The sequence below is a fragment of the Pseudomonas sp. SG20052 genome (genome assembly GCF_031766055.1).
Lineage (GTDB): Bacteria > Pseudomonadota > Gammaproteobacteria > Pseudomonadales > Pseudomonadaceae > Aquipseudomonas > Aquipseudomonas mandelii.
This window is the reverse complement of sequence record NZ_CP134498.1, coordinates 1,379,496-1,404,716: the sequence shown is the minus strand read 5'-3', so window position 1 is coordinate 1,404,716 and position 25,221 is coordinate 1,379,496. Positions and strand designations below refer to the sequence as shown.

Sequence of the window (25,221 nt, the reverse complement as noted above, 5' to 3'; positions counted from 1 at the left end):
AAAAAAAACGGCCCGCTATCGAAATAGCGGGCCGTTTTTATTCAATCATCCATTCCCCGACCGCTGAACAAGCGGCCGATCATCTCCATGGAATATCCCCGATAACTCAGGAAACGTCCTTGCTTGGCTCGTTCCCGAACGTCTATCGGCAGATGCCCGGCAAATTTGCGCCGCCAGGTATCTTCCAGTTGCTCCTGCCAATTGATACCGCTCTCGCGCAAGGCGAGTTCGATGTCGTTACGTTGCAGGCCGCGCTGACTCAGTTCTTCACGAATACGCAAAGGGCCGTAGCCGGAGCAAGCACGGTAGGAAACGAAGCTTTCGAGGTAACGGGCTTCGGACAGCAGGCCCTCTTCCGTCAAACGGTCGAGTGCTGTGTCAATCATTTCAGGGAGAGCGCCGCGCTGACGCAGTTTACGCGTCAGCTCGACTCGACCGTGCTCGCGTCGTGCGAGCAGGTCCATGGCGGTTCGCCGCACTGCGACGAGTGTATCGAGTACGGCGGTCATCGGATCAATCAGATATCAGCGTCAGCCAGGTCATCAGCCGTCTCTTTGACTGGCGATGCTTTGACGTCCGGCGCCGGGGTCAGCAACTTGTCACGCAGTTGCTTCTCGAGCTTGGCGGCGATTTCCGGGTTGTCTGCCAGGAACTTGGCCGAGTTGGCCTTGCCCTGACCGATCTTGGTGCCTTCATAGGCATACCAGGCGCCGGACTTCTCAACGAAACCGTGCAGCACGCCCAGGTCGATCATCTCGCCGTTGAGGTAGATGCCCTTGCCGTAAAGAATCTGGAACTCGGCCTGACGGAACGGCGAAGCCACCTTGTTCTTCACGACTTTGACGCGGGTTTCGCTACCGACGACTTCATCACCTTCTTTCACCGCGCCGGTACGACGGATGTCCAGACGAACCGAGGCGTAGAACTTCAACGCGTTACCACCGGTGGTGGTTTCCGGGCTGCCGAACATCACGCCGATTTTCATACGGATCTGGTTGATGAAGATTACCAGGCAGTTGGCGTTCTTGATGTTACCGGTGATTTTACGCAGCGCCTGGGACATCAGACGGGCTTGCAGGCCCACGTGCATGTCACCCATTTCGCCTTCGATTTCAGCCTTCGGAACCAGCGCGGCCACGGAGTCGACGATGATCACGTCAACTGCGTTGGAACGCACCAGCATGTCGGTGATTTCCAGGGCTTGCTCGCCGGTGTCCGGTTGGGAAACCAGCAGGTCGTCGACGTTGACGCCCAGTTTGCCGGCGTACTCAGGGTCGAGGGCGTGTTCGGCGTCGACGAATGCGCAGGTCGCGCCGGCTTTTTGAGCCTGGGCGATCACCGACAGCGTCAGCGTGGTTTTACCGGAGGATTCAGGACCGTAGATTTCAACGATACGACCTTTTGGCAGACCGCCAATGCCGAGCGCGATGTCCAGACCCAGAGAGCCAGTGGAGATAGCCGGGATCGCCTGACGGTCCTGATCGCCCATACGCATTACGGCACCCTTGCCGAATTGACGTTCGATCTGACCCAGGGCCGCAGCCAAGGCTTTCTTCTTGTTGTCGTCCATTAAAGTCCTCACGTAATCAATAAGGCCTGACGGCCAACACCTGTATAAGTAGCCAGTATTATTCCACAGCGTTTCAGGATCGCCTACCCCTGATTTGAGATTTCTCCAGCGGCATGACGCAGCAGCCCCTCTAGCGCGGCCTTAACCGTTTGTCGGCGGACCTCATCGCGGTTACCGGCGAAGTGCTGCACCTCGCTGAACACCTGCTCACCGACGCCCCAGGCCAGCCAAACCGTGCCGACCGGTTTGTTCGGCGAACCGCCATCGGGGCCGGCCACACCGCTGACCGCCACGGCAAAATGCGCCTGACTTTTTTCCTGAGCACCGCGAACCATCGCCTCGACCACCTCGCGACTGACGGCGCCGACCGTTTCGAATAATTCGGGAGGCACGTTCAACTGCTCGGTTTTCTGTCGGTTGGAATACGTCACATAACCGGCCTCGAACCACGCCGAACTCCCCGGAATGCGAGTGATCGCCTCTGAGATCCCGCCGCCGGTACACGACTCGGCTGCGGCGACGTGGGCATTCAGAACCTGCAAGCGCCTGCCAAGTTCAGCGGCCAGTTGAGTGATTTCTTTCACGGTCATCTCCTGAGCGAGCGGAATGAGCACTACCGTACACGAGCAGATTGCGCTTGCAAGGCACAGGATCGGTCAAAATGTTATCGAGCGATGGCTCTGACATAGGCCTGGCAAGCCTGCAAGGCAATCAGTCCGCTGTCGCCGGCATCGGTGATGGCGATAATTCGTTGAGCATGCGCCGGGTCAAGTCGGGCTCGCGGGGCGCCATTATCCAGGCTGCGGGTGCTGGCGGAGGCTGGCACTGAATTGCCTGAGGCAACGTCGCCGGCATCGAGGAGGACTGACAAGCGCACATCAGCAGTGGCAAGACGATCGCGCAGGCGACCTTGATCACGTTGGGCATCGCTAAGCGCTCGGTAATGGATTTGTTCGCTGGCCGACAGACGCTGCTCCAGCGCCAGACGCTTGTCCTGCTCGGCCTGTTGCTGCGTTGCGGCGGCCAGCGCCAGCTGATTCAGTGCCTCGGCATGCAGCCTGGCCAGCTCCGCGAGTTGCCGGCCATAGCGCCAATCCTGAAAGTGCCAGGCCAGCGCCGCCGATCCGCCGGCCAGCACTGCCAGTAACACAACAAGGCCGATCACCCGGTAAGAAACCGGGATCAGACCGAAGGCTGGCATAACACCGCCCTCGCCCGCGCCCACAGCTGCAGACGATCTTGCAGACCGTTAAGCCCACCGTTGATGCGGCGGGTGATGCTGTTGAACTGATCGCGGTCGGCCAGTTCATTGAGGCCGTTTTGCTCCCAGAACCACGCGGCTGATTCGGCGGCCCATTGGGGTTGTTCCAACAGCTGCGGAACAAACACCAAGCGATCATCGCCGAACAGTCCGAGGCTGCATTGGAGGTAGTTGTCACGACCGGTGATCTGGATCAGGCCTCGGCCGCGGTATTTTTGGCCGTCGCCGTCCAGCGCAGGCGTATTTCCCAAACGTGCGGCCAACGTGCCGGTGTCGTACTTGTTCAAGTACTGATCGCTGCCGAGTTCTCGCACGTAATGTAGTTGTCCAGATTCATGGCCAACTTGCGCCAGGAAGGCGGCGGCGCGTTTTGGGGTGTTGATGCTGAAACGAAGCATGGCGGTGTTGAGAGCGGAAATGAAAACGCCCGCTTGGGAGCGGGCGTTGGGCATGATCTCCAGCAACTGCCCTTCAGTGATAGGCATAAGATATCCCCGAATTTGATTTGGTTTAGCGCACAAAAATTGAGAACAGTGATCAGGCCGCCCCCTCGGGCTAAGAAGCCCCGATATCGACGGTGCATGGCCGACGATGCGCGATTAGCCGCCGAGTTATCCATCCGGCGTGAAATAGCGAAACATGGATGTCCGCGCGGATGTTGCTGAAGCCGATCACCATTATTTGGCTCCTGTGGTTTTGCCGCTTTCACGGCTTCGGTAGTGATATCGCCATCGGTCAGACGACGACACCACCAGGCGCTGTCCGGCACGTCACAGACCTCGCGGGGCAACAGATCGCCCAGTTCCGGGTCGGGTACGGGACAGCCTGGGGTCGGCAGCAGAGCGTTGCGATTGCTCATGAGGTACGTCTCCAGAAAAAGTCCGTTCTAGGCGCTCTTCGAGCCCCGGGCGTTTCAGATTGGGGTCCGCCGGATAAATCGCATCGACCCGCACCGTGCCCCCGGGAAAGGACGACAAGCCGTCCAGTTCACGATCTTGCCAGCTCTCCGCTGACTGACCAGGCTGATTGCGGCCGATCTGGAACTCGGTAAAAAAGCGAAGGCAATACAGCGAACGGTTGCTGTTGATCGAAACCAGTTTGCCGCCGTCGTACGCGATAGCTTCGTAGTCGCTGCCGGGCTTGAAACCCACCAGCACAAGCCACAGCTCGGCCCGCAGCTCGTGCATCAGGTCCCGCGCTTTTTTAGCGTCCGTGATGTCATACACCAGGGTCACTTCAAAGTTGTCGCGGATGGGTTGCAGATTCAGGTTTTGCGCCACGCTTTTGCTCGCCAGATCGGCAACCGGTACGACGTAAGCACAAGGGGTTTGCAGCGGGGTGTTGGCTTGCAAGTTGGCGAGATCGATGCCCGTCCCGATTCGATTGCCCGGGGTTGGGCATTGATCGCGGAGTTGTGCAATCAGGGACGAAATTTTCATGGTTTTCACCGGGCATTGAAAAAAACGCCAGATAACGCGTCGGGGTTTAAAAAAAGCCCCGCCATCACGCAGGGCAAGCATCATTGATTAATTAAACGTCCAGAGAGGACGCTCATAAATTGGTACCCATGGCCCGTTATCAAAATTGAATACGCGCTTTGGCAGAATGGTCGGTGTAAAACCAAATCGAGCCCAGACAGGTTTTTCGCTGACAATTGAGAAACTGCCATTCGCTTGGACTTTTGCCATTGCACCAGGTCGACCGGCAGTGCCGGTAAACCAGAGAGGTGTATTATTTACGCCATAAATCACAAAGTTCCCATCCTCTTGCATGACAGCACGAGTAGCGCCCTTATTTTGTGTCCAACTCGCCCAGAGAACACCCAGCGGCCCATTCGAAACCACCAGATTGCCGTCCGATTGAAATATTAGCGTGGTCCCCCCAGATACATAACGCCGATCAACTTCTAGTGTTGTCCCAGCCGCAATATATACCGAGTCGATGGAGGGGCTTATTGGAATAGCCGAGTTACTCGCCCAGACGGGAACCGAGTCAACCACTACCAAGTTTCCATCATTTTGCAGCGACAGATAGGTGCGATTGTAAGCGCCCCAAATATCATTATTGAGCGGTGTACTGTTTGCCGTACCCCACATGCGATTGCGCGAAGGATCATTCAGGAACGCGTAATACATGAGATAGAAATAAATTTTTGAGTTATCTATCTTCGTCCCGCCACTCGTGTACGGTTGACCAGCGACAGCCACCCAGACAGTATTGGCACCGTCGTAGATGGCAAGATTACCGTCGGGCTGAAGAATCATCTTAAAACGTTTGTCGGGTGACTGAAGATATTGCCCGGCACTCATCTCATACAGTGGCAAAAGAACCGAACTACCGTTCTCAGTGAACGGATAACGAGGAAGCGTAGCCATTTAGTTTCACCTATAAGTCGATTGATTGTTTTCTTGCAGTAGAAGCTGCATTGATTTCGCTCACAGGCGAACGTCCGAGACTTTCAGTCTTCACATGATTTAAGGTGGCACATCGGGGGCACTTGATCTGTACTTGATAGAGTACATCTACTTTTGCGAGTAACCGATTGCACTTGCCGCAGCGAAAGTCGCTCAACATATTGACCTCCTTTTCAAATATCCCTTTTACCCCTTTACTCAGTATTCTTATTGTTGGGCGGCACGTCGCAAACACCAATCCGCTTGGCTGCCCAGCGCTCGTAAAGACCAATGGCCACGTCCGCCCCGGCCATCGCCGTCAGGCAGCCAAATGCGCAAGCGGCCCAGATCGACACGCCGGCGGCATACAGCAGCATGATGGCCGAGACCCCGCAGATAACGCAGGCTCCGGAGCGCAAGGCCAGACGCCGCAGCAATGACCAGCCGCGGGCGCCTTCCTTGTCAGCGCGCCACATTTCGCCAGACACCCCACCCACCAGCGCGAGCACGATGACGAGCCAGATCGGCATGTCCAGCAACGCTTGTTGCTCGTTTGTCATGTCACGCCTCCCGGGGTGATTGATGCGTGCTTGAATGGCACGACGTGAAAAGGCATTGAAAAAAAACCCGGCGAGCGCCGGGTTCTTCGGTGATGCATTGCTATCCGTTGCGATGGCTTGAACGAACTGTTGGATTACCAGGGAACGACGGGCCAATTGATGTTTCGCGGATAGCTCGGTTGATTTTTCACTTCACTCACGGCGACGACGTATTGCTTGTAGGCCAACAGCAAAGCTTCGTCCGACGGTGAGGCGATGCCGAGATCAATCTTGTATGGCAAAGGATTGAACATCAGCCAACGGCCTGCCTCTTCCAGAAATTGCTGTGTGCGACCAAGCGCCTGATTGAGGAGCTCTTCGTAGGGAGGCTCCGTAAACGTCCAGACATCGTCGATTTGCTCTGCCTTCCATCCCACCCGAATTTCCGTGTTACCCGTTACATCAACCCAGAAAATCCACGGTGCGATGGGAGTCGGCGCTTGCTCGGCATCCACCAGTGCGGTGACCTTGCCATTCATCCCGTCTGCGCATGCATATCGGTTCATCTTCCAACTCCTTGTAAAGTTTGCAGCGGACGCTGCTTTTCATTTCTGCATGCCGGGTCGCGCAGCGACAGCCATTGCACGCGCTGCGGACGGGTCATGCGGTCTTTGTTTTGCTGCGATTTCAGATCGTGTTCAAGGCAACTCGGGTCAGACAATGGTCAGCGGAAAGCCAGGCTGTTTATTGACCTGATTGAAAGCGATGCAGTACTCCTTGAAAGCCAGCAGGTAAGTCTGCTCCGCGGTAGTGGCCACGCCCACGTCGACTTTGAATTGCAAGGCCAGGGACTCAACGCTGGCCGTGACATTGTCGAGTCGCCGGACCTTTTCATTGCGCAGTTGCTCACCGTGCGGCGAGCTTGGATAAGGGAAGCCCGAGTTGAAGCTCCATACACCGTCGGTGTTCACGGCGTTGTAGGAGTAGTCGACCTGGTTGCTGGACAACCCGGTGACCTCGACCCAGAGCTGGCCGGACGGAAACTCGTCAGCGATGGGGTTTACGGTCTGGTAGATGTTGTCGACTTTGCCGCCGACAATGCGTGCGCACTTTTTTCATGTTTATGTCCTTATTGATCACCGGCATCCCGGTGTTTCGACTCCTACCCCGAGGTAGGCATTCCAAAAAGCCCGGCGCTTGCCGGGCTTTTCAGTAATGCGGTCCTTCGCGTTGATCTTTCGGCGCTACTGGCGCGGTACGGATCCATTCAGATTGTTTTTCCGACCGCGGTCCCTGCCCGCCGGATAACTGCTTCTGGTGCTTTACGCTGCACACCCGGGTCAGTTGCCAACCCTCTGAACCGTTGAGGCCGGTTCATCGCTGCCTTTTGTGGTGGAACTAAAGAGCTTCGTTTCGAGCTGCTTTGTTGAGCGGCTTGAGACAAAGAATATGCATGGATGCATATACAGTCAATGCGTAAATGCATTTACTTATGCATCATAAATGCACTGACGCATGAGCACCCCGCAAACAAAGGCGCTGACGGTTTGTGGCAGGCGAAAAAAAACCCGCTCGGTGGCGGGTTTTATTGCAGGGCGGTGAGGTTAACGGGCGTACATGCCCCACCAGAAGACGTGACCGAGGATGACGATTTGCTCTTCCTGGACTTCCTGAAAAGTGTAGTCCTCGTCCGGGTGTTCATCCCGATTGAAGCTGCGCAGGCGAATACCGGTCGGCAAGCGATAAAGCTGTTTCACCCGCAATTGGCCATTGTGATTGATGGCATACAAGTCGCCATCAATGATGTCGCCAATCCCGCACTTGCCCGCATTCACGCCAACGGTGGCGCCATCGCGCAGCACCGGCAGCATACTGTTGCCGCGCACCGTCACGCATTTGGCCTGATCGAATTGCACACCGTTATGGCGCAAGCTGCGCTTGCCGAAGCGCAGGCTAGAGCGCTCGCTTTCTTCGATGACGAATCTTCCTGATCCAGCAGCCAATTCAACCTCGCGAAGAAAGGGGACCGACACCTCGTCATCATCGACGGGCGTGTCATCGTCCCACAGACTTATATCCTTGAGTTCGGAATGCAATTGATCGCGCCCGGCATTGGCGGTGGCAGCGACATCCGCGCGCCCGCGCAACTGATCGGTGCTCACAGCGAAGTACTCGGCGATCTTCGAAATGTGTTTATCCGAAGGGTCGACGATCTTCCCGCTGAGGATTCGCGAGAGAGTGGATTGAGGCACGCCGGTGCGACGGTGAAGCTCCGTGGGGGAGATCCCGTGCTGATCGAGCAGCGCTCTTAAGACGGTAGAAACATTGCGTTTTTGCATAACGGGCATAGTGCTTGAACTTTTTTCGGAAGACAAATGCTGATTCGCATAAATCATGCATAAACATTGGAAATGTGCGGCAGGGCTTTCATGCCTGCGTCCGGCAGACCGCTCATGTTAACCTTGCGCCCATCGCGGAAAAGCCGGGCTGATGTCCCTCCTTTGCCCTACACCTTTCAACGAATTTGCCTGATATCCGATGAATAAAGCACTGTCCGATCTGTCCTCCCACACGCCAATGATGCAGCAATACTGGCGCCTGAAGAACCAGCACCCCGACCAGCTGATGTTCTACCGCATGGGCGACTTCTACGAGATCTTCTATGAAGACGCGAAGAAGGCCGCCAAGTTGCTGGACATCACCCTGACGGCCCGTGGGCAGTCGGCCGGTCAGGCGATTCCGATGTGTGGGATTCCTTACCACGCCGCCGAAGGCTACCTGGCGAAACTGGTGAAGCTCGGCGAGTCGGTGGTGATCTGTGAACAGGTCGGCGATCCGGCCACCAGCAAGGGGCCGGTGGATCGTCAGGTGGTGCGGATCATCACGCCGGGCACGGTCAGTGATGAAGCGCTGCTGGATGAGCGTCGGGACAACCTGATCGCGGCGGTGTTGGGTGACGAACGTCTGTTCGGTCTGGCGGTGCTGGACATCACCAGCGGCAACTTCACCGTGCTGGAAATAAAGGGCTGGGAAAACCTGCTGGCGGAGCTGGAGCGGGTCAATCCGGTGGAGCTGATGATTCCCGATGACTGGCCAAAGGACCTGCCGGCGGAAAAACGTCGCGGGGTTCGTCGCCGTGCGCCGTGGGATTTCGAGCGCGACTCGGCACTGAAAAGCCTTTGCCAGCAATTCTCCACCCAGGACCTGAAAGGCTTCGGTTGCGAGAACCTGACCCTGGCCATCGGCGCCGCCGGTTGCCTGCTCAGCTACGCCAAGGAAACACAGCGCACCGCCCTGCCCCATTTGCGCAGCCTGCGCCATGAACGCCTGGATGACACCGTGGTGCTGGACGGCGCGAGCCGTCGCAACCTGGAACTGGACACCAACCTGGCCGGAGGCCGCGACAACACGTTGCAGTCGGTGGTAGACCGCTGCCAGACCGCCATGGGCAGCCGCCTGCTGACCCGCTGGCTGAACCGTCCGCTGCGGGATCTGACCGTATTGCTGGCGCGACAGACCTCGATCACGTGCCTGCTCGACGGTTACCGTTTCGAAAAGCTGCAACCGCAGCTCAAGGAAATCGGTGATATCGAGCGGATTCTGGCGCGGATCGGCCTGCGCAATGCCCGTCCTCGCGACTTGGCTCGCCTGCGCGATGCGCTCGGTGCATTGCCAGAATTGCAAGTGGCGATGACTGAACTGGAAGCGCCGCACATCATTCAACTGGCGAAGACCACCAGCACCTACCCGGAACTTGCGGCGCTGCTGGAAAAAGCCATCATCGACAACCCGCCGGCGGTGATCCGTGACGGCGGTGTGTTGAAGACCGGTTACGACGCCGAGTTGGACGACTTGCAATCGCTCAGCGAAAACGCCGGGCAGTTCCTGATCGACCTGGAAGCACGGGAGAAGGCTCGCACCGGCCTGTCGCACCTGAAGGTCGGCTACAACCGCATTCACGGTTACTTCATCGAGTTGCCGAGCAAGCAGGCTGAATCGGCACCGGCCGACTACATCCGCCGCCAGACGCTCAAAGGTGCCGAGCGATTCATCACGCCGGAACTGAAAGCGTTCGAGGACAAGGCGTTGTCAGCCAAGAGCCGCGCCCTGGCCCGCGAGAAGATGCTGTACGAAGCGCTGCTCGAAGACCTGATCGCCCAATTGCCGCCGTTGCAAGACACCGCCGCGGCACTGGCCGAGCTAGACGTGCTGAGCAACCTTGCCGAGCGTGCGCTGAACCTCGACCTGAACTGCCCGCGCTTCGTTGACGAGCCGTGCATGCGCATCTCCCAGGGTCGCCACCCGGTGGTCGAGCAAGTGCTGACCACGCCGTTCGTGGCCAACGACCTGAGCCTCGACGACAACACGCGCATGCTGGTGATCACCGGTCCGAACATGGGCGGTAAATCCACCTACATGCGCCAGACCGCGTTGATCGTGCTGCTGGCGCACATTGGCAGTTTCGTGCCGGCAGCCAGTTGCGAATTGTCTCTGGTGGACCGGATCTTCACCCGGATCGGTTCCAGCGATGACCTGGCGGGCGGGCGATCGACTTTCATGGTCGAAATGAGCGAAACCGCGAACATTCTGCACAACGCCACCGAACGTAGCCTGGTACTGATGGACGAAGTCGGTCGCGGCACCAGCACCTTCGATGGCCTGTCCCTGGCCTGGGCTGCCGCCGAACGTCTGGCGCATCTGCGGGCTTACACGCTGTTTGCCACCCACTACTTTGAGCTGACGGTGTTACCGGAAGCCCAGCCGCTGGTGGCCAACGTTCACCTTAATGCCACCGAGCACAACGAGCGCATCGTGTTCCTGCACCACGTGCTGCCCGGGCCTGCCAGCCAGAGCTACGGCCTGGCAGTTGCGCAGTTGGCCGGTGTGCCGAGTGAAGTGATCGTGCGTGCTCGCGAGCACCTGGGCCGACTGGAAGCGACTGCCCTGCCCCATGAAGTTCCGAAACCAACCAGAGGCAAACCGGCCGCGCCGCAGCAGAGCGATATGTTCGCCAGCCTGCCGCATCCGGTGCTGGATGAACTGGCCAAACTGGATCTGGATGACATGACACCGCGTCGCGCGTTAGAAATGCTCTATACACTAAAGACACGGATCTAACGCACTTGCCTGCAAGCTGTTAGAATCTCGCGCGGTTTGGGATGCTGCAGGCTAATAGCCTGGCCTGCAGACTATCGCTCCCAAACCTGGCGACCCCAACAAGAAGGGGCTCCGCTGCCGCCGCCTGAGGAGAAAATTAGAAATGACCTTCGTCGTCACCGACAACTGCATCAAGTGCAAGTACACCGACTGCGTAGAAGTCTGTCCGGTGGACTGCTTTTACGAAGGCCCGAACTTCCTGGTGATTCACCCGGATGAGTGCATCGACTGCGCATTGTGCGAACCAGAATGCCCTGCCGTGGCCATCTTCTCTGAAGATGAAGTCCCGGAAGACATGCAGCAGTTCATTCAGCTGAACGTTGAGTTGGCCGAAATCTGGCCCAACATCACCGAGAAGAAAGAATCGCTGCCCGACGCTGAAGAGTGGGATGGCGTCAAAGGCAAGATCAAAGACCTCGAACGCTGATTTCCCCCGCGTTCTCGAAAAGGCCCCTAGGGGGCCTTTTTGCTTTTCTGCAGGAAAAAAAAAGGGGCGGTTTGACCCGCCCACATTTTTTCCCTATTCCCTGTGTTCCTTTTCATCGTCCTGATGAATCGCTTCCCTGCGATGTCCATTCCCCTCATCCTTGAAGGGTGTGTCTGTCCGTTGACACAGTTCAGATACTAGAGAGTTCCCCACCAAGCGCAATCGCTCCCAATCCGCACAACTCTCTGTCATATGCTTTTAATCTTTATTAATAACCATATAAATCAATTAGATAACTCGAGCAGACGTATCAGATGAGCGACTGCCACACTGTAAAAATAACGAACACTTACGAAAGAGTAAGCAAAGACTTACAGCGCGAAACTACAATCCTGAGGCGCTTGCCAGCCATCTCCCAGGCATTAAAAAACCCCGAACCAGTCGAGGTTTTTTAATGCTACTCAAGCGCGTTGCTTACTGAAACAGCGACTCGCTCGACAGGCCGTTCTTCTCGAGAATCTCCCGAAGACGTTTCAGGCCTTCCACCTGAATCTGTCTGACCCGTTCCCGGGTCAGGCCGATCTCCAGGCCCACGTCTTCAAGTGTGCTGCTCTCGTGACCGCGCAGGCCGAAGCGGCGTACCACCACTTCGCGTTGCTTGTCGGTCAGTTCCGAAAGCCATTGATCGATGCTCTGGGACAGGTCGTCATCCTGCAACAGCTCACATGGATCGGTTGGTCGGTCATCTGTAAGGGTGTCCAGCAGGGTTTTATCCGAATCCGGACCCAGCGAGACGTCGACCGAAGAAACCCGCTCGTTCAAGCCGAGCATGCGCTTGACCTCTGCCACTGGTTTTTCCAGCAGGTTGGCGATTTCTTCGGGTGAGGGTTCGTGATCGAGTTTTTGGGTCAGCTCTCGTGCAGCCCGCAGGTACACGTTGAGCTCTTTGACCACATGGATCGGCAACCGGATGGTCCGGGTCTGATTCATGATTGCGCGCTCGATGGTCTGACGAATCCACCAGGTTGCGTAGGTTGAAAAGCGGAAGCCGCGCTCAGGATCGAATTTCTCCACTGCCCGGATCAGTCCGAGGTTGCCCTCTTCGATCAGGTCCAGCAGCGACAACCCACGATTGACGTAACGCCGGGCGATTTTCACCACCAGCCGCAGGTTGCTTTCAATCATGCGTTTGCGCCCGGCCGGATCACCACTTTGCGACAGACGCGCAAAATGAACTTCTTCTTCCGGGGAGAGCAGCGGGGAAAAGCCGATTTCGTTGAGGTACAGTTGCGTGGCATCAAGTGCCCGCGTGTAGTCGATGTACTTGTGTTGCTTTAGCGAAGCGGAGTGTTTGGATTTGGCACGAACGGAAGGTGGAGCAGCCCCTTCATCATTCGACATCGAATCCGTAGCGATGCCGGTCTCCATAAGGAGAACCTCATCGTCGATGTCAAACTCCGGCACTTCTTTACTGAGAGCCATTGTTATAGTCCTTTGGTGAGTTCGACCCCAAGCTCAAGCGGCGCCTTTATCCTTGGCAACGCTGGAGCCTGTCCCCTCTACGTGACGGAACAGGCTGGTAACAAATCAACGACGTGGCAGGAACTGCAGTGGATCTACAGGTTTACCTTGTCGGCGAATCTCAAAATGCAGTTTCACCCGGTCTGTACCCGTTGACCCCATTTCGGCAATTGTCTGTCCGACCTTGACCTGCTGCCCCTCCCGAACCAACAGCCTGCGGTTATGTCCGTAGGCACTGACGTAGGTGTCGCTGTGTTTGATGATGACTAATTCGCCGTAGCCCCTTAAGCCACTCCCGGCGTATACCACCGTCCCATCAGACGCAGCTAAAACAGGCTGTCCCAAATCCCCGGCGATATCAATTCCTTTATTCAAACTACCGTTTGAGGAGAACTTTCCAATCAGAATGCCATTAGATGGCCATCCCCAGCCGGTCGGGGCCGGGCCGGCAGGAGGCATCGGAGCGGGGGTCGGCTTGCTGGCGACGGACGGTGCAACCACCGCTGTGCTGGTGGTTGCGCCATTTGGCTGGCGCCGGATTACCGTGGTTTTCAGCGACGACGAAGGCGTTGAATCGGTAGCACTGGCTACCGCCGCCGACGTTGATCCGGTGCGACCGTCAAAGCGAATTGTCTGACCCGGATGGATCGTATACGGCGTAGGAATATTGTTCCGTGCGGCGAGGGCTTTGTAGTCCCAGCCGTAGCGAAAAGCGATCGAGAACAACGTATCTTTTGGTCGAACGACGTATTGACCCGTGGTCACCGCCGGACGCTGGGAGACGGACTTGTTGCGATCGACGACACGCACGTCACTCGTTTTGGAACTGGAGCAACCGACCAGCAAGGTGCTCAAGACGAGGCCAGTCACCAGGCGCTGAAAGCTCTTTGTACCCATACGCTGCGCAATGACTGTGAGACTCACCCGCCGCTCCCTTTTTGGTGGCTGAAATAGTGGATTGCCGTGTTTCGGCACGAAATGTCGCAAGTATAACGGGCCGAACAGGCTTTACCTTTAATGAAGCGAAATCGCTTCGCGCACACGTTTGCTGCCTGCCGATGAATCCTGTTTAACCCATCTATGCCGCTGTAAGACCCGGGCAATCGAAGAGAATTCAGCGTACTTGAACAAATGCTCAGGCCAGCGGCCCGTTGAGCAGTGGCACGAAGCGAACCGACCCCAGAACACGACGTGAAAAGCCTTGTTCTTCGCGGATGATCAGCATCAGTTGCTGCACCTCACCGGAGCCGACAGGAATCACCAGCCGCCCGCCAGGCGCCAATTGATCCAGCAACGCCTGGGGTACATCGGTCGCCACTGCGGTCACGATAATGCCGTTGTATGGCGCCAGTGCCGGCCAGCCTTCCCAGCCATCGCCCCAGCGGAACACCACATTGCGCAGGTTCAGCTCCACCAGGCGTTCCTTGGCCCGGTCCTGCAACACCTTGATGCGCTCCACGGAGAACACCCGTTCAACCAGCTGCGACAGCACCGCCGTCTGGTAACCCGAGCCGGTACCGATTTCCATCACCTTGTCCAAGGGACCGGCCTCCAGCAGCAGCTCGCTCATGCGCGCCACCATATAAGGCTGGGAGATGGTCTGGTTGTGTCCGATCGGCAGGGCCGTGTCTTCGTAGGCGCGATGAGCCAGCGCTTCGTCGACGAACAGGTGACGCGGTGTACGACGGATGACTTCCAGCACCTTGGCGTTGGAAACCCCTTCCTCATACAGACGCTGAATCAGGCGCTCGCGGGTTCGTTGCGAGGTCATCCCGATGCCGCGACGCAGAATATCGTCTTGTTCACGAGCCATTAGCGCAACCCCTCCAACCAGCCATCGAGACTTCTGAAGGCATCATTGAAGGTGCGATCCAGTTGCAGCGGAGTAATCGAGACAAAGCCCTGCATCACCGCATGAAAGTCGGTGCCCGGGCCACCATCCTCGGCGTCCCCGGCGGCGGCGATCCAATAACCGGACTTGCCGCGCGGGTCGACCACTTTCATCGGTGCCGCAGCACGTGCGCGGTGCCCAAGGCGGGTCAGCTGAATACCGCGAATGTGGTCCAGCGGCAAATTGGGAATATTCACGCTCAGTACCGTACGCGGTGGCAAGTCGAGGTCAGCGTGGGCCTCGACCAGTTTGCGCGCAAAGTAAGCGGCCGTGGGAAGGTTCTCCACTTGCCGTGAGACCAACGAAAAGGCGAACGAAGGACGCTCAAGGAAACGTCCCTCGAGTGCCGCCGCAACGGTGCCGGAATACAGCACGTCGTCGCCCAGGTTGGCGCCCAGGTTGATGCCGGAAACCACCATGTCCGGTTCGCGCTCCAGCAAGCCGTTAAGGCCCAGGTGCACGCAATCGGTGGGTGTGCCGTTCAGGCTGATAAAGCCGTTGGCCAGGGTTTGCGGGTGCAACGGACGGTCGAGCGTCAGCGAACTGCTGGCGCCGCTTTTGTCCTGGTCCGGGGCGATAACCACGCACTCGGTGTAATCCGCCAGCGCAGCATAAAGCGCGGCGAGACCGGGTGCGGCTACCCCATCGTCGTTAGAAATCAGAATACGCATGGGCTGTCCGTCTGCCCCACCGGCACCAGATCAACAAGCTCGCGCACCAATACGGTGGCAAAGCATCCGGCCGGGAGGACGAATTCCAGTTGCAGAATGTCAGGCTCCGGATAATGCCACGTCAACCCACCAATGGGCAGCCGCAGGATGCGACGTTCGTGGTTCATTCCGGCGTTAATCAACCAATCGCGCAGATCCGCTTCGCGAGCGGCGATTGCCTGCTCCAGTACATGGACAGCGCCGGTCGCCGGCGAGTCACCTTCGCCCCACTGGGGACCGGTCGGGTGCAGGTCGAGAATTGCCAGGCGCGGGTCGCTGCACTCGGCTTCACCTGCCGGAAAAAAACTGCGGCTGTCGGTGAAGGCCAGCAGATCGCCGACCTGCGCTTGCTGCCAGGTGCCATCGGCCACACGCGCCGCCAATACCTGGTTGAACAGGAAGCTGCGGGCAGTGGAGAGCAGACGCGAACGGACATTGCGCTGCTCCGGCAACGCCTTGCGCGCGGCCCAGGCACGGGCATCGACCACGTTACCGCCATCAAAGCCGAAACGCTGGGCACCGAAATAATTGGGAATACCTTGCTTGGCGATCAGCTGCAGCCGCTCTTCAATCGCGGCTTTGTCGCCAGCGAATTGCGTCAGGCGCAAGGTGAAGCCATTCGCCGAATGGGCACCGCGCTGCAGCTTGCGCTTGTGCCGACCGGTCTTGAGGATTTTCAGCGTGTCGTTTTCGGCCGCCGACAAATCAGGATCGGCCTTGCCCGGCAGCTGCACGCTGAACCACTGGCGAGTCAGCGCCTGACGATCCTTGAGGCCTGCATAGCTGACGGTGCGCAATGGCACACCCGCCGCCTTGGCAATGCGCCGTGCCGCTTCTTCGGTATTGAGGCCGCGCTTTTCCACCCAGATCCACAAGTGTTCGCCATCGCCACTGAGGGGGATATCGAGCACTTCATCGACCTGAAAATCTTCTGCCGTGGCTTTCAGAACCGCCGTACCGAGGGCGCCGCCATAGGCTCGCGGGCCGAGCAATTGCGCTTCGTTCATGCGCGCAGCAACAAGGCAACGGAATGCACGGCAATGCCTTCTTCGCGACCGACAAAGCCAAGCTTTTCGGTGGTGGTAGCTTTCACGTTCACTTGATCCAACTCAACTTGAAGATCCGCGGCAATCAGCGCGCGCATCGATTCGATATGCGGGGCCATTTTCGGCGCCTGGGCGACGATGGTGTTATCGACGTTGCCGACTTTCCAGCCTTTGGCATGGATCAGTGCGACGACGTGACGCAACAGCACGCGGCTGTCGGCGCCCTTGAATGTCGGGTCGGTGTCCGGGAAGTGCTTGCCGATATCACCCAGCGCAGCGGCGCCGAGCAAGGCATCGCTCAAGGCGTGCAGCAGGACGTCACCGTCGGAGTGAGCGAGCAGCCCGAAGCCGTGTGCAATGCGCACACCGCCCAGAGTAATGAAATCGCCTTCAGCGAAACGATGCACATCATAGCCGTGGCCAATACGCATAAAAAAACGCCCCGATTTTTGTCAGGACGTGATTCTACCTGCATTAGGCGCCTAGAGCGCGTGCGTGATGCTGCAAGTGGTCGTCAATGAAGCTGGCGATGAAGAAATAGCTGTGGTCGTAGCCCGGTTGCAGGCGCAACGTCAGCGGATGACCGGCCAGTTTGGCCGCCTGTTGCAAGGCTTCAGGCTTGAGCTGAGTCGCCAGGAAATCATCACGGTCACCTTGATCGACCAGCAACGGCAACTTTTCGTCGGCCTCGGCGATCAGTGCGCAGGCATCCCATTCGCGCCACTTCGAGCGGTCCTCCCCCAAGTAGCGGGAAAACGCTTTCTGACCCCACGGGCAATCCATCGGATTGTTGATCGGCGAGAACGCCGACACCGATTGGTAACGCCCCGGATTGCGCAAGGCGCAGACCAGCGCCCCGTGGCCACCCATGGAGTGACCGCTGATGCCGCGCTTGTCCGACGCCGGGAAATGGGCTTCGACCAATGCCGGCAATTCCTGCACGACATAGTCATGCATCCGATAGTGCCGGGACCAGGGTTCCTGCGTGGCATTCAGATAAAACCCGGCACCGAGACCGAAGTCCCAGGCGCCGTCCGGATCACCTGGAACATCGGGTCCGCGAGGGCTGGTGTCCGGCGCAACGATGATCAACCCAAGCTCGGCGGCCATGCGCATCGCGCCGGCCTTGTGCATGAAGTTTTCGTCGGTACAGGTCAGGCCGGACAACCAATACAGCACCGGCAACTTGCCGCCCTGCTCCGCCTGCGGCGGCAGGTACACGGCGAACACCATGTCGCAGCCGAGGACATCGGAGCGGTGCTTGTAGCGTTTGTGCCAGCCACCGAAGCTTTTCTGGCAGGAGATATTTTCCAGGCTCATGACCGACCTCAGAAATGGATGACGCTACGGATGCTTTTGCCTTCGTGCATCAGGTCGAAAGCCTTGTTGATGTCTTCCAGGCCCATGGTGTGGGTGATAAACGTATCCAGCGGGATTTCGCCGGTTTCGGCCATCTCGACGTAGCTTGGCAATTCGGTACGACCGCGCACGCCGCCGAATGCCGAACCGCGCCAGACACGACCGGTCACCAGCTGGAATGGACGGGTTGAGATTTCCTGGCCGGCACCGGCCACACCGATAATCACCGACTCACCCCAACCCTTGTGGCAGCACTCAAGGGCCGCACGCATCAATTGCACATTGCCGATGCACTCGAAGGAAAAGTCGACGCCGCCGTCAGTCATGTCGACGATGACTTCCTGGATAGGACGGTCGAAATCTTTCGGGTTCACGCAGTCGGTTGCACCGAGCTGCTTGGCGATCTCGAACTTCGCCGGGTTGATGTCGATGGCGATGATGCGACCAGCCTTGGCCTTGACCGCACCGATGATGGCTGACAAACCGATGCCGCCCAGACCGAAAATGGCGACGGTATCACCTGGTTTTACCTTGGCGGTATTGAGGACTGCACCGATACCGGTGGTGACACCGCAGCCCAGCAGGCAGACTTTTTCCAGTGGGGCTTCTTTTGGAATTTTGGCGACGGAGATTTCCGGCAGCACGGTGTATTCGGAGAATGTCGAGGTCCCCATGTAGTGGAAAATTGGCTGGCCCTTGTAGGAAAAGCGCGAAGTGCCATCCGGCATCAGGCCCTTGCCTTGAGTCGCGCGAATCGCCTGACACAGGTTGGTTTTTCCCGACAGACAGAATTTGCACTGACGGCATTCCGGGGTGTACAGCGGGATCACATGGTCGCCGACCGCGACGGAGGTCACGCCCTCACCGATCGCCTCAACCACCGCGCCACCTTCGTGACCGAGGATCGACGGGAAGATGCCTTCCGGGTCAGCGCCCGACAGGGTGTAGGCATCGGTATGGCAGACACCGGAGGCCACCACTCGCAACAGAACTTCACCGGCCTTGGGCATGGCGACATCGACTTCGACGATCTCGAGGGGTTTCTTGGCCTCGAAGGCAACGGCAGCGCGCGACTTGATCATGTGGATTCTCCAGTGAATAAAAACGAGACAAGGAGTGTAATACAGCGCGCTACGAGGAATAATCCGGGCAAAAGCAAAACATTATTGCCACACAGGGATAATCCTGGATGTCTGAAAACCGCTGGGAAGGAATCGACGAGTTCGTCGCCGTGGCCGAGTGCAGCCAATTCACGGCGGCGGCGGAGCGCCTTGGAGTTTCTTCCTCTCACATCAGTCGACAAATCGCACGCCTCGAAGAGCGCCTTCAGACGCGACTGCTTTACCGCAGCACTCGCCGGGTGACGCTGACCGAAGCCGGGCAAACCTTTTTGCAACATTGCCAGCGCTTGCAGGACGGTCGCGAAGAAGCCTTGCGCGCGGTCGGCGACCTGACCAGCGAGCCTAAGGGCATGCTGCGCATGACCTGCGCCGTGGCGTATGGCGAACGCTTCATCGTGCCATTGGTGACCCGTTTCATGGGCCTTTATCCACAACTGCGCGTCGACATTGAATTGAGCAACCGTCCTCTCGACCTGGTGCACGAAGGGCTGGACCTGGCAATCCGCCTCGGGCGTCTCCAGGATTCGCGACTGGTCGCCACGCGCCTGGCACCACGGCGGATGTATTTGTGCGCGTCGCCGTCCTACGTGGAACGGTATGGTCGCCCACACAGTTTGTCGGAACTCAGCCGCCACAATTGCCTGATCGGCAGTTCGGACATGTGGCAACTGGAGCAGAACGGGCGGGAATTTTCGCAACGGGTGCAGGGAAACTGGCGCTGCAACAGTGGGCAAGCGGTTCTGGATGCGGCACTACAGGGTGTCGGGTTGTGTCAGCTGCCAGACTATTACGTGCTGGAGCACCTGAAAAACGGCGAATTGATTTCATTGCTGGAGGCGCACCAGCCACCGAACACGGCGGTTTGGGCGCTGTATCCACAGCAGCGGCATCTATCGCCGAAGGTGCGCAAGTTGGTGGATTATTTGAAGCAAGGGTTGGCTGAGCGGCCGGAGTATCGAACTTAGCTCGGATTGCCGCTTTCAGTGACAGTTTTGCTGATTGATAGAACGCCATCGCGAGCAGGCTCACTCCTACAGGGAAATTCATTCCAATGCAGGAGTGAGCCTGCTCGCGATGGCGGCTGAACAGCCAATGAGTGACTCAGTGGCGATTAGCCCAACGCTGACGAAGCCATTCAAGATCTTCAGGGCGAGTAACCTTGAGATTATCGGACCGCCCTTCAATCAGACGCGGCGCCAATCCAGCCCACTCCATGGCCGACGCTTCATCAGTCACCAAGGCATCCGCCACCAGACTGTCCGCCAATGCTCGATGCAACGCGCCGAGGCGAAACATCTGCGGCGTGTACGCCTGCCAGATCACGCTACGATCCACGGTTTCAACCACACGACCGTGCTTGTCGACCCGTTTGAGCGTATCGCGGGCAGGAACTGCCAGCAGCCCGCCCACTGGATCGTCCGCCAACTCACCCAGCAACTTATCAAGATCATCACGCGAAAGATTCGGCCGTGCAGCATCGTGAACCAGCACCCAGTCTTCATCGTCAGCACCTTGAGCGTGCAGATGCAGCAAGGCATTGAGCACTGACCCGGAACGCTCGTCGCTGCCCTCGACCCGCTGAATACGCGGATCGGCAGCACACGCCAGGTTCGGCCAGTAGGGATCATCAACAGCAAGACTGACCACCAACCCCTTCAGGGCAGGATGATCAAGGAAACAGCCAAGGCTGTGTTCGAGAATAGTGCGCCCGCCCAATTGCAAGTATTGCTTGGGACGGTCCGCGGCCATACGGGCACCGACACCCGCGGCAGGAATCACGGCCCAGAAGGCCGGTAACGAGTTATTCATTGAGCCAACTGGTAAAGGGTTTCACCGTCCTTGACCATGCCCAACTCATGACGAGCCCGCTCTTCCACGGTCTCCATGCCTTTTTTCAACTCGCTGACTTCGGCGTCCATGACCCGATTGCGTTCCAGCAACCCTTCGTTCTCAGCGTGCTGATCTGCGATCTGCTGAGTCAGCTCGGCCACTTGCGCCAGACTGCCATTTCCCACCCACAGGCGGTATTGCAGGCCAGCCAGCAGCAAGAGCAAGACGAGGAACAACCAATTGGGACTGCGCATCGAATATCAGGTATCCAGTGAAAAAAGACAGCCATGCCAAAACTTTGAAGCTTCTGATAGCACGAAGCCTGGAAGACCCAGGCTTGTGCTTATAAGGCATCAGATTAGTGGCAAATCCATCGCTGTAGCGATTTTTCCGACACAATCCGGTGTCTTTTTACCAGTTAACGATTAACCGCGGAATTCGCTGCGACCGTTGTACTTGGCTTTGCCATTCAACTGCTCTTCGATACGCAGCAGTTGGTTGTACTTGGACACGCGGTCCGAACGGCACAGGGAACCGGTCTTGATCTGGCCAGCCGCAGTGCCCACCGCCAGGTCGGCAATGGTCGAATCTTCGGTTTCGCCGGAGCGGTGCGAGATCACGGCGGTGTAACCAGCGGCCTTGGCCATCTGGATGGCTTCCAGGGTTTCGGTCAGGGTGCCGATCTGGTTGAACTTGATCAGGATCGAGTTGGCGATCTTTTTATCGATGCCTTCTTTCAGGATCTTGGTGTTGGTCACGAACAGGTCGTCGCCCACCAGCTGGGTCTTCTCGCCGATCTTGTCGGTGAGGATTTTCCAGCCAGCCCAGTCGGACTCGTCCAGGCCGTCTTCGATCGAGATGATCGGATAACGCTCGGTCAGGCCTTTCAGGTAGTCAGCGAAACCTTCGGCGGTGAACACCTGGCCTTCGCCGGACAGGTTGTATTTACCGTCTTCGTAGAATTCGCTGGCCGCGCAGTCCAGTGCCAGGGTCACGTCGGTGCCCAGCTTGTAACCGGCGTTGGCCACGGCTTCGGAGATCACTTTCAACGCGTCTTCGTTGGAAGCCAGGTTCGGTGCGAAACCACCTTCGTCACCCACTGCGGTGCTCAGGCCACGGGCCTTCAGAACAGCTTTGAGGTGATGGAAAATCTCGGTGCCCATGCGCAGACCTTCCGAGAAAGACTTGGCGCCAACCGGCTGAACCATGAATTCCTGGATGTCGACGTTGTTATCGGCGTGCTCGCCACCGTTGATGATGTTCATCATCGGAACCGGCATCGAGTAGACACCCGGGGTGCCGTTCAGGTTGGCGATGTGCGCGTACAGCGGCAGGTCCTGGTCCTGTGCGGCGGCCTTGGCGGCGGCCAGGGAAACGGCGAGGATCGCGTTGGCGCCCAGGGAGCCTTTGTTTTCGGTGCCATCAAGCTTGATCATCGCGTGATCCAGTGCTTTCTGGTCGCTTGGGTCTGTACCCAGCAACAGATCGCGGATCGGACCGTTGATGTTGGCAACGGCTTTGAGTACGCCTTTGCCCAGGTAACGGCTCTTGTCGCCATCACGCAGCTCGAGCGCTTCACGCGAGCCAGTGGAAGCACCGGACGGCGCGCACGCGCTACCGATGATGCCGTTATCGAGAAGCACGTCCGCTTCCACGGTGGGATTGCCACGGGAGTCGAGAACTTCACGACCTTTGATGTCGACGATTTTTGCCATTGTTGTAAACACTCCAAAGTTGACGAAAACGACGCAGCTAGAGGAAATCTTTTACCGTCGGCAAGTGGTGTGCAGCGGGCAGACTTGCGGACGATAAGGCTCAGGCCCGAGGGCCTGAGCAACAAATCGTGGGGTACTTTACCGGAGAAATGAGGTTTACGCGGTCTCTACCGTCGGAAAACTCTTCACCAGTTCGTCCAGGGCTTTGAGCTGGGCCAGGAATGGCTCCAGTTTGTCCAGGCGCAAGGCGCAAGGGCCGTCGCACTTGGCGTTGTCCGGGTCCGGGTGGGCTTCGAGGAACAGACCGGCCAGCGACTGGCTCATGCCTGCCTTGGCCAGGTCAGTGACCTGGGCGCGACGACCGCCGGCGGAATCGGAGCGACCACCGGGCATTTGCAGCGCGTGGGTCACGTCGAAGAACACCGGGTATTCGAACTGCTTCATGATGCCGAAGCCAAGCATGTCGACGACCAGGTTGTTGTAGCCAAAGCTCGAACCGCGCTCGCAGAGGATCAACTGATCGTTACCCGCTTCCACGCATTTGCTCAGGATGTGTTTCATCTCATGCGGGGCGAGGAACTGGGCTTTCTTGATGTTGATCACCGCGCCGGTCTTGGCCATCGCGACCACGAGGTCGGTCTGGCGCGACAGGAAGGCCGGCAGCTGGATGATGTCGCAGACTTCAGCGACGACCGCGGCCTGGTCAGGCTCGTGGACGTCGGTGATGATCGGCACGCCGAAGGCTTGCTTGATGTCCTGGAAAATCCGCATGCCCTCTTCCAGGCCGGGGCCACGGTAAGAGGCCACGGAGGAACGGTTGGCCTTGTCGAAGCTGGCCTTGAACACATAAGGGATACCGAGTTTCTCGGTGACCTTTACGTATTCTTCGCAGACCTGCATCGCCATGTCGCGGCTTTCCAGCACGTTCATGCCACCGAAAAGCACCATAGGCTTGTCGTTGGCAATCTCGATATCGCCTACACTGATGATCTTCTGCGCCATCGGATTTACGCCTTCTTCTGGTGTTGAACCAAAGCTGCTTTAACGAAACCGCTGAACAACGGGTGACCGTCGCGTGGTGTCGAGGTGAACTCAGGGTGGAACTGGCAAGCGACGAACCATGGATGATCCGGGGCTTCAACCACTTCGACCAGCGCGCCATCACCGGAACGACCGGAGATTTTCAGGCCGGCTTCCATGATTTGCGGCAGCAGGTTGTTGTTCACTTCGTAGCGATGACGGTGACGCTCGACGATCACGTCCTTGGCGTAGCAATCGTGCACCAGGGAACCCGGTTCCAGCAGGCAATCCTGAGCGCCGAGGCGCATGGTGCCGCCCAGGTCGGACGATTCGGTACGGGTTTCGACGGCGCCGGTGGCATCTTCCCACTCGGTGATCAGACCCACGACCGGATGACCGCTGGCGCGATCGAACTCGGTGGAGTTGGCGTCTTTCCAGCCCAGCACGTTACGAGCGAACTCGATCACGGCCACTTGCATGCCCAGGCAGATGCCGAGGTACGGAACCTTGTTTTCGCGAGCGTATTGAACGGCGGTGATCTTGCCTTCCACGCCACGCAGACCGAAGCCGCCCGGTACGAGGATCGCGTCGACACCTTCCAGCAGCGCGGTGCCCTGGTTTTCGATGTCTTCGGAATCGATGTAGCGCAGGTTGACCTTGGTGCGGTTGCTGATGCCGGCGTGACTCATCGCTTCGATCAGCGACTTGTAGGCGTCCAGCAGCTCCATGTACTTGCCGACCATCGCGATGGTGACTTCGTGTTCCGGGTTCAGCTTGGCGTCAACCACCGCTTCCCACTCGGACAGGTCCGCGCTGCCGCATTGCAGGCCGAAACGCTCGACGACGAAATCGTCCAGGCCTTGGGAGTGCAGGATGCCCGGGATCTTGTAGATGGTGTCGGCATCTTCCAGCGCGATCACCGCACGTTCTTCAACGTTGGTGAACTGCGCGATCTTGCGACGCGACGAGATGTCGATCGGGTGATCGGAACGGCACACCAGCACGTCTGGCTGCAGGCCGATGGAACGCAGTTCCTTGACCGAGTGCTGGGTTGGTTTGGTTTTGGTTTCGCCGGCAGTGGCGATGTACGGCACCAGCGTCAGGTGCATCAGCATCGCGCGCTTGGCGCCGACTTCGAAACGCAATTGACGGATCGCTTCGAGGAACGGTTGCGACTCGATGTCACCCACGGTGCCACCGATCTCGACCATCGCCACGTCAGCATCGCCGGCACCCTTGATGATGCGGCGCTTGATTTCGTCGGTGATGTGCGGGATTACCTGGATGGTTGCACCCAGGTAATCACCACGGCGCTCTTTGCGCAGGACGTGTTCGTAGACACGGCCGGTGGTGAAGTTGTTGTTCTGGGTCATGGTCGTGCGGATGAACCGCTCGTAGTGGCCCAGGTCCAGGTCGGTCTCGGCGCCGTCGTGGGTGACGAACACTTCACCGTGCTGGAACGGGCTCATGGTGCCCGGGTCAACGTTGATGTACGGGTCCAGCTTCAGCATGGTGACCTTAAGTCCCCGCGCCTCCAGGATGGCCGCCAATGAAGCCGAGGCAATGCCTTTCCCCAATGAAGAAACAACACCGCCCGTGACGAATATGTAGCGCGTCATGAAAAACCCTAGAAGTCTGCGTTAAAGCGGTCCGAGCCGCCG

At 58.2% G+C, this 25,221-nt stretch carries 27 protein-coding genes and 2 pseudogenes; 3 read left to right on the top strand and 26 right to left on the bottom strand.

What is annotated here, in order from left to right:
* Positions 1-41: 41 nt before the first annotated feature.
* From recX to RHP74_RS06200, 13 genes and pseudogenes are all read right to left on the bottom strand, one after another.
* Positions 42-509, bottom strand: a complete 468-nt coding sequence (gene recX / locus RHP74_RS06260) for a recombination regulator RecX (RefSeq protein ID WP_311098374.1) — start codon at positions 507-509, stop codon at positions 42-44.
* Positions 510-517: 8 nt separating this feature from the next.
* Positions 518-1,570: a recombinase RecA gene (gene recA, locus RHP74_RS06255; protein ID WP_007907270.1), complete on the bottom strand. Its 1,053-nt coding sequence runs from the start codon at positions 1,568-1,570 to the stop codon at positions 518-520.
* Between the two features lie 83 nt (positions 1,571-1,653).
* A complete protein-coding gene (locus tag RHP74_RS06250; RefSeq protein WP_010462721.1) occupies positions 1,654-2,154 on the bottom strand; it encodes a CinA family protein in 501 nt (166 codons plus the stop codon).
* Positions 2,155-2,234: 80 nt separating this feature from the next.
* The gene (locus tag RHP74_RS06245; RefSeq protein ID WP_311098371.1) at positions 2,235-2,771 is read right to left on the bottom strand and encodes a lysis system i-spanin subunit Rz; all 537 of its coding nucleotides are present in this window, start codon (positions 2,769-2,771) and stop codon (positions 2,235-2,237) included.
* Positions 2,753-3,316, bottom strand: coding sequence for a glycoside hydrolase family 19 protein (locus RHP74_RS06240; protein ID WP_311100437.1), 564 nt, complete (start codon positions 3,314-3,316; stop codon positions 2,753-2,755). The genes RHP74_RS06245 and RHP74_RS06240 overlap by 19 nt, the downstream gene beginning before the upstream one ends.
* A 287-nt stretch (positions 3,317-3,603) precedes the next feature.
* Positions 3,604-3,690 (bottom strand): annotated as a pseudogene (locus RHP74_RS31360) (DUF2635 domain-containing protein); the annotation flags it as partial.
* Between the two features lie 4 nt (positions 3,691-3,694).
* Positions 3,695-4,270 (bottom strand): annotated as a pseudogene (locus tag RHP74_RS06230) (hypothetical protein); the annotation flags it as partial.
* Between the two features lie 87 nt (positions 4,271-4,357).
* Positions 4,358-5,206, bottom strand: coding sequence for a putidacin L1 family lectin-like bacteriocin (locus tag RHP74_RS06225; RefSeq protein ID WP_311098369.1), 849 nt, complete (start codon positions 5,204-5,206; stop codon positions 4,358-4,360).
* 10 nt (positions 5,207-5,216) lie between these two features.
* Positions 5,217-5,405 (bottom strand): Com family DNA-binding transcriptional regulator, encoded by a 189-nt coding sequence (locus RHP74_RS06220; RefSeq protein WP_311098367.1) that lies wholly within the window; start codon positions 5,403-5,405, stop codon positions 5,217-5,219.
* A 34-nt stretch (positions 5,406-5,439) separates the two neighbouring features.
* On the bottom strand, positions 5,440-5,784 hold the full coding sequence (locus RHP74_RS06215; protein ID WP_311098364.1) for a phage holin family protein: 345 nt from the start codon (positions 5,782-5,784) through the stop codon (positions 5,440-5,442).
* A gap of 134 nt (positions 5,785-5,918) precedes the next feature.
* Positions 5,919-6,329, bottom strand: a complete 411-nt coding sequence (locus RHP74_RS06210; RefSeq protein WP_083374908.1) for a tail fiber assembly protein — start codon at positions 6,327-6,329, stop codon at positions 5,919-5,921.
* 147 nt (positions 6,330-6,476) lie between these two features.
* The gene (locus tag RHP74_RS06205) at positions 6,477-6,770 is read right to left on the bottom strand and encodes a tail fiber assembly protein (RefSeq protein ID WP_311098363.1); all 294 of its coding nucleotides are present in this window, start codon (positions 6,768-6,770) and stop codon (positions 6,477-6,479) included.
* Between the two features lie 597 nt (positions 6,771-7,367).
* Complete coding sequence (locus RHP74_RS06200) at positions 7,368-8,102, bottom strand: XRE family transcriptional regulator (protein WP_102594303.1); 735 nt, start codon at positions 8,100-8,102, stop codon at positions 7,368-7,370.
* Positions 8,103-8,313: 211 nt separating this feature from the next.
* Here RHP74_RS06200 and mutS point away from each other — a divergent pair, with 211 nt between their 5' ends.
* Both mutS and fdxA read left to right on the top strand, forming a co-directional pair.
* Positions 8,314-10,881, top strand: a complete 2,568-nt coding sequence (gene mutS / locus RHP74_RS06195; protein ID WP_191650639.1) for a DNA mismatch repair protein MutS — start codon at positions 8,314-8,316, stop codon at positions 10,879-10,881.
* A gap of 142 nt (positions 10,882-11,023) precedes the next feature.
* A complete protein-coding gene (gene fdxA / locus RHP74_RS06190; protein ID WP_008154011.1) occupies positions 11,024-11,347 on the top strand; it encodes a ferredoxin FdxA in 324 nt (107 codons plus the stop codon).
* Between the two features lie 474 nt (positions 11,348-11,821).
* On the opposite strand, the gene rpoS is transcribed toward fdxA, so the two are convergent.
* The 8 genes from rpoS to RHP74_RS06150 form a co-directional block, all read right to left on the bottom strand.
* Positions 11,822-12,829: an RNA polymerase sigma factor RpoS gene (gene rpoS / locus RHP74_RS06185; RefSeq protein WP_010462770.1), complete on the bottom strand. Its 1,008-nt coding sequence runs from the start codon at positions 12,827-12,829 to the stop codon at positions 11,822-11,824.
* Positions 12,830-12,934: 105 nt separating this feature from the next.
* Entirely contained in the window at positions 12,935-13,792 is an 858-nt protein-coding gene (locus tag RHP74_RS06180) for a peptidoglycan DD-metalloendopeptidase family protein (protein ID WP_010462772.1), read from the bottom strand.
* A gap of 211 nt (positions 13,793-14,003) precedes the next feature.
* Complete coding sequence (locus tag RHP74_RS06175; RefSeq protein WP_010462773.1) at positions 14,004-14,639, bottom strand: protein-L-isoaspartate(D-aspartate) O-methyltransferase; 636 nt, start codon at positions 14,637-14,639, stop codon at positions 14,004-14,006.
* Positions 14,640-14,680: 41 nt separating this feature from the next.
* Complete coding sequence (gene surE / locus RHP74_RS06170) at positions 14,681-15,430, bottom strand: 5'/3'-nucleotidase SurE (protein ID WP_077748335.1); 750 nt, start codon at positions 15,428-15,430, stop codon at positions 14,681-14,683.
* Positions 15,418-16,476 (bottom strand): tRNA pseudouridine(13) synthase TruD, encoded by a 1,059-nt coding sequence (gene truD, locus RHP74_RS06165; RefSeq protein WP_311098357.1) that lies wholly within the window; start codon positions 16,474-16,476, stop codon positions 15,418-15,420. Before truD ends, surE begins: the two co-directional genes overlap by 13 nt.
* The gene (ispF, locus tag RHP74_RS06160; protein ID WP_010462780.1) at positions 16,473-16,946 is read right to left on the bottom strand and encodes a 2-C-methyl-D-erythritol 2,4-cyclodiphosphate synthase; all 474 of its coding nucleotides are present in this window, start codon (positions 16,944-16,946) and stop codon (positions 16,473-16,475) included. The genes truD and ispF overlap by 4 nt, the downstream gene beginning before the upstream one ends.
* 43 nt (positions 16,947-16,989) lie before the next feature.
* Positions 16,990-17,835 carry an S-formylglutathione hydrolase gene (gene fghA / locus RHP74_RS06155; RefSeq protein WP_010462782.1) on the bottom strand — a complete coding sequence of 282 codons (846 nt, stop codon included), beginning with the start codon at positions 17,833-17,835 and terminating at the stop codon, positions 16,990-16,992.
* 8 nt (positions 17,836-17,843) lie between these two features.
* Entirely contained in the window at positions 17,844-18,956 is a 1,113-nt protein-coding gene (locus RHP74_RS06150) for an S-(hydroxymethyl)glutathione dehydrogenase/class III alcohol dehydrogenase (protein WP_010462785.1), read from the bottom strand.
* Between the two features lie 107 nt (positions 18,957-19,063).
* Between RHP74_RS06150 and RHP74_RS06145 the strand changes: the two genes are divergently transcribed.
* Entirely contained in the window at positions 19,064-19,960 is an 897-nt protein-coding gene (locus RHP74_RS06145) for a LysR substrate-binding domain-containing protein (RefSeq protein ID WP_010462786.1), read from the top strand.
* A 136-nt stretch (positions 19,961-20,096) separates the two neighbouring features.
* On the opposite strand, the gene ispD is transcribed toward RHP74_RS06145, so the two are convergent.
* The 5 genes from ispD to RHP74_RS06120 form a co-directional block, all read right to left on the bottom strand.
* A complete protein-coding gene (gene ispD / locus RHP74_RS06140) occupies positions 20,097-20,804 on the bottom strand; it encodes a 2-C-methyl-D-erythritol 4-phosphate cytidylyltransferase (RefSeq protein ID WP_311098353.1) in 708 nt (235 codons plus the stop codon).
* Positions 20,801-21,079: a cell division protein FtsB gene (gene ftsB / locus RHP74_RS06135; protein WP_008028992.1), complete on the bottom strand. Its 279-nt coding sequence runs from the start codon at positions 21,077-21,079 to the stop codon at positions 20,801-20,803. Before ftsB ends, ispD begins: the two co-directional genes overlap by 4 nt.
* 171 nt (positions 21,080-21,250) lie before the next feature.
* The gene (gene eno, locus RHP74_RS06130) at positions 21,251-22,540 is read right to left on the bottom strand and encodes a phosphopyruvate hydratase (RefSeq protein ID WP_010462792.1); all 1,290 of its coding nucleotides are present in this window, start codon (positions 22,538-22,540) and stop codon (positions 21,251-21,253) included.
* Positions 22,541-22,696: 156 nt separating this feature from the next.
* On the bottom strand, positions 22,697-23,542 hold the full coding sequence (gene kdsA, locus RHP74_RS06125; protein WP_311098350.1) for a 3-deoxy-8-phosphooctulonate synthase: 846 nt from the start codon (positions 23,540-23,542) through the stop codon (positions 22,697-22,699).
* A gap of 5 nt (positions 23,543-23,547) precedes the next feature.
* Positions 23,548-25,179, bottom strand: coding sequence for a CTP synthase (locus tag RHP74_RS06120; RefSeq protein WP_010462795.1), 1,632 nt, complete (start codon positions 25,177-25,179; stop codon positions 23,548-23,550).
* Between the last annotated feature and the right edge of the window lie 42 nt (positions 25,180-25,221).

Bases quoted from the DNA above. Each gene is read 5' to 3' on its own strand.
- RHP74_RS06200 (WP_102594303.1), bottom strand. From the start codon at position 8,102: ATGCAAAAACGCAATGTTTCTACCGTCTTAAGAGCGCTGCTCGATCAG.
- eno (WP_010462792.1), bottom strand. From the start codon at position 22,540: ATGGCAAAAATCGTCGACATCAAAGGTCGTGAAGTTCTCGACTCCCGT.
- ftsB (WP_008028992.1), bottom strand. From the start codon at position 21,079: ATGCGCAGTCCCAATTGGTTGTTCCTCGTCTTGCTCTTGCTGCTGGCT.
- surE (WP_077748335.1), bottom strand. From the start codon at position 15,430: ATGCGTATTCTGATTTCTAACGACGATGGGGTAGCCGCACCCGGTCTC.
- RHP74_RS06120 (WP_010462795.1), bottom strand. From the start codon at position 25,179: ATGACGCGCTACATATTCGTCACGGGCGGTGTTGTTTCTTCATTGGGG.
- RHP74_RS06225 (WP_311098369.1), bottom strand. From the start codon at position 5,206: ATGGCTACGCTTCCTCGTTATCCGTTCACTGAGAACGGTAGTTCGGTT.
- RHP74_RS06215 (WP_311098364.1), bottom strand. From the start codon at position 5,784: ATGACAAACGAGCAACAAGCGTTGCTGGACATGCCGATCTGGCTCGTC.
- RHP74_RS06210 (WP_083374908.1), bottom strand. From the start codon at position 6,329: ATGAACCGATATGCATGCGCAGACGGGATGAATGGCAAGGTCACCGCA.
- fdxA (WP_008154011.1), top strand. From the start codon at position 11,024: ATGACCTTCGTCGTCACCGACAACTGCATCAAGTGCAAGTACACCGAC.
- recA (WP_007907270.1), bottom strand. From the start codon at position 1,570: ATGGACGACAACAAGAAGAAAGCCTTGGCTGCGGCCCTGGGTCAGATC.
- RHP74_RS06220 (WP_311098367.1), bottom strand. From the start codon at position 5,405: ATGTTGAGCGACTTTCGCTGCGGCAAGTGCAATCGGTTACTCGCAAAA.
- RHP74_RS06150 (WP_010462785.1), bottom strand. From the start codon at position 18,956: ATGATCAAGTCGCGCGCTGCCGTTGCCTTCGAGGCCAAGAAACCCCTC.
- fghA (WP_010462782.1), bottom strand. From the start codon at position 17,835: ATGAGCCTGGAAAATATCTCCTGCCAGAAAAGCTTCGGTGGCTGGCAC.
- rpoS (WP_010462770.1), bottom strand. From the start codon at position 12,829: ATGGCTCTCAGTAAAGAAGTGCCGGAGTTTGACATCGACGATGAGGTT.
- kdsA (WP_311098350.1), bottom strand. From the start codon at position 23,542: ATGGCGCAGAAGATCATCAGTGTAGGCGATATCGAGATTGCCAACGAC.
- ispD (WP_311098353.1), bottom strand. From the start codon at position 20,804: ATGAATAACTCGTTACCGGCCTTCTGGGCCGTGATTCCTGCCGCGGGT.
- RHP74_RS06240 (WP_311100437.1), bottom strand. From the start codon at position 3,316: ATGCCTATCACTGAAGGGCAGTTGCTGGAGATCATGCCCAACGCCCGC.
- recX (WP_311098374.1), bottom strand. From the start codon at position 509: ATGACCGCCGTACTCGATACACTCGTCGCAGTGCGGCGAACCGCCATG.
- ispF (WP_010462780.1), bottom strand. From the start codon at position 16,946: ATGCGTATTGGCCACGGCTATGATGTGCATCGTTTCGCTGAAGGCGAT.
- RHP74_RS06145 (WP_010462786.1), top strand. From the start codon at position 19,064: ATGTCTGAAAACCGCTGGGAAGGAATCGACGAGTTCGTCGCCGTGGCC.
- RHP74_RS06245 (WP_311098371.1), bottom strand. From the start codon at position 2,771: ATGCCAGCCTTCGGTCTGATCCCGGTTTCTTACCGGGTGATCGGCCTT.
- RHP74_RS06175 (WP_010462773.1), bottom strand. From the start codon at position 14,639: ATGACCTCGCAACGAACCCGCGAGCGCCTGATTCAGCGTCTGTATGAG.
- truD (WP_311098357.1), bottom strand. From the start codon at position 16,476: ATGAACGAAGCGCAATTGCTCGGCCCGCGAGCCTATGGCGGCGCCCTC.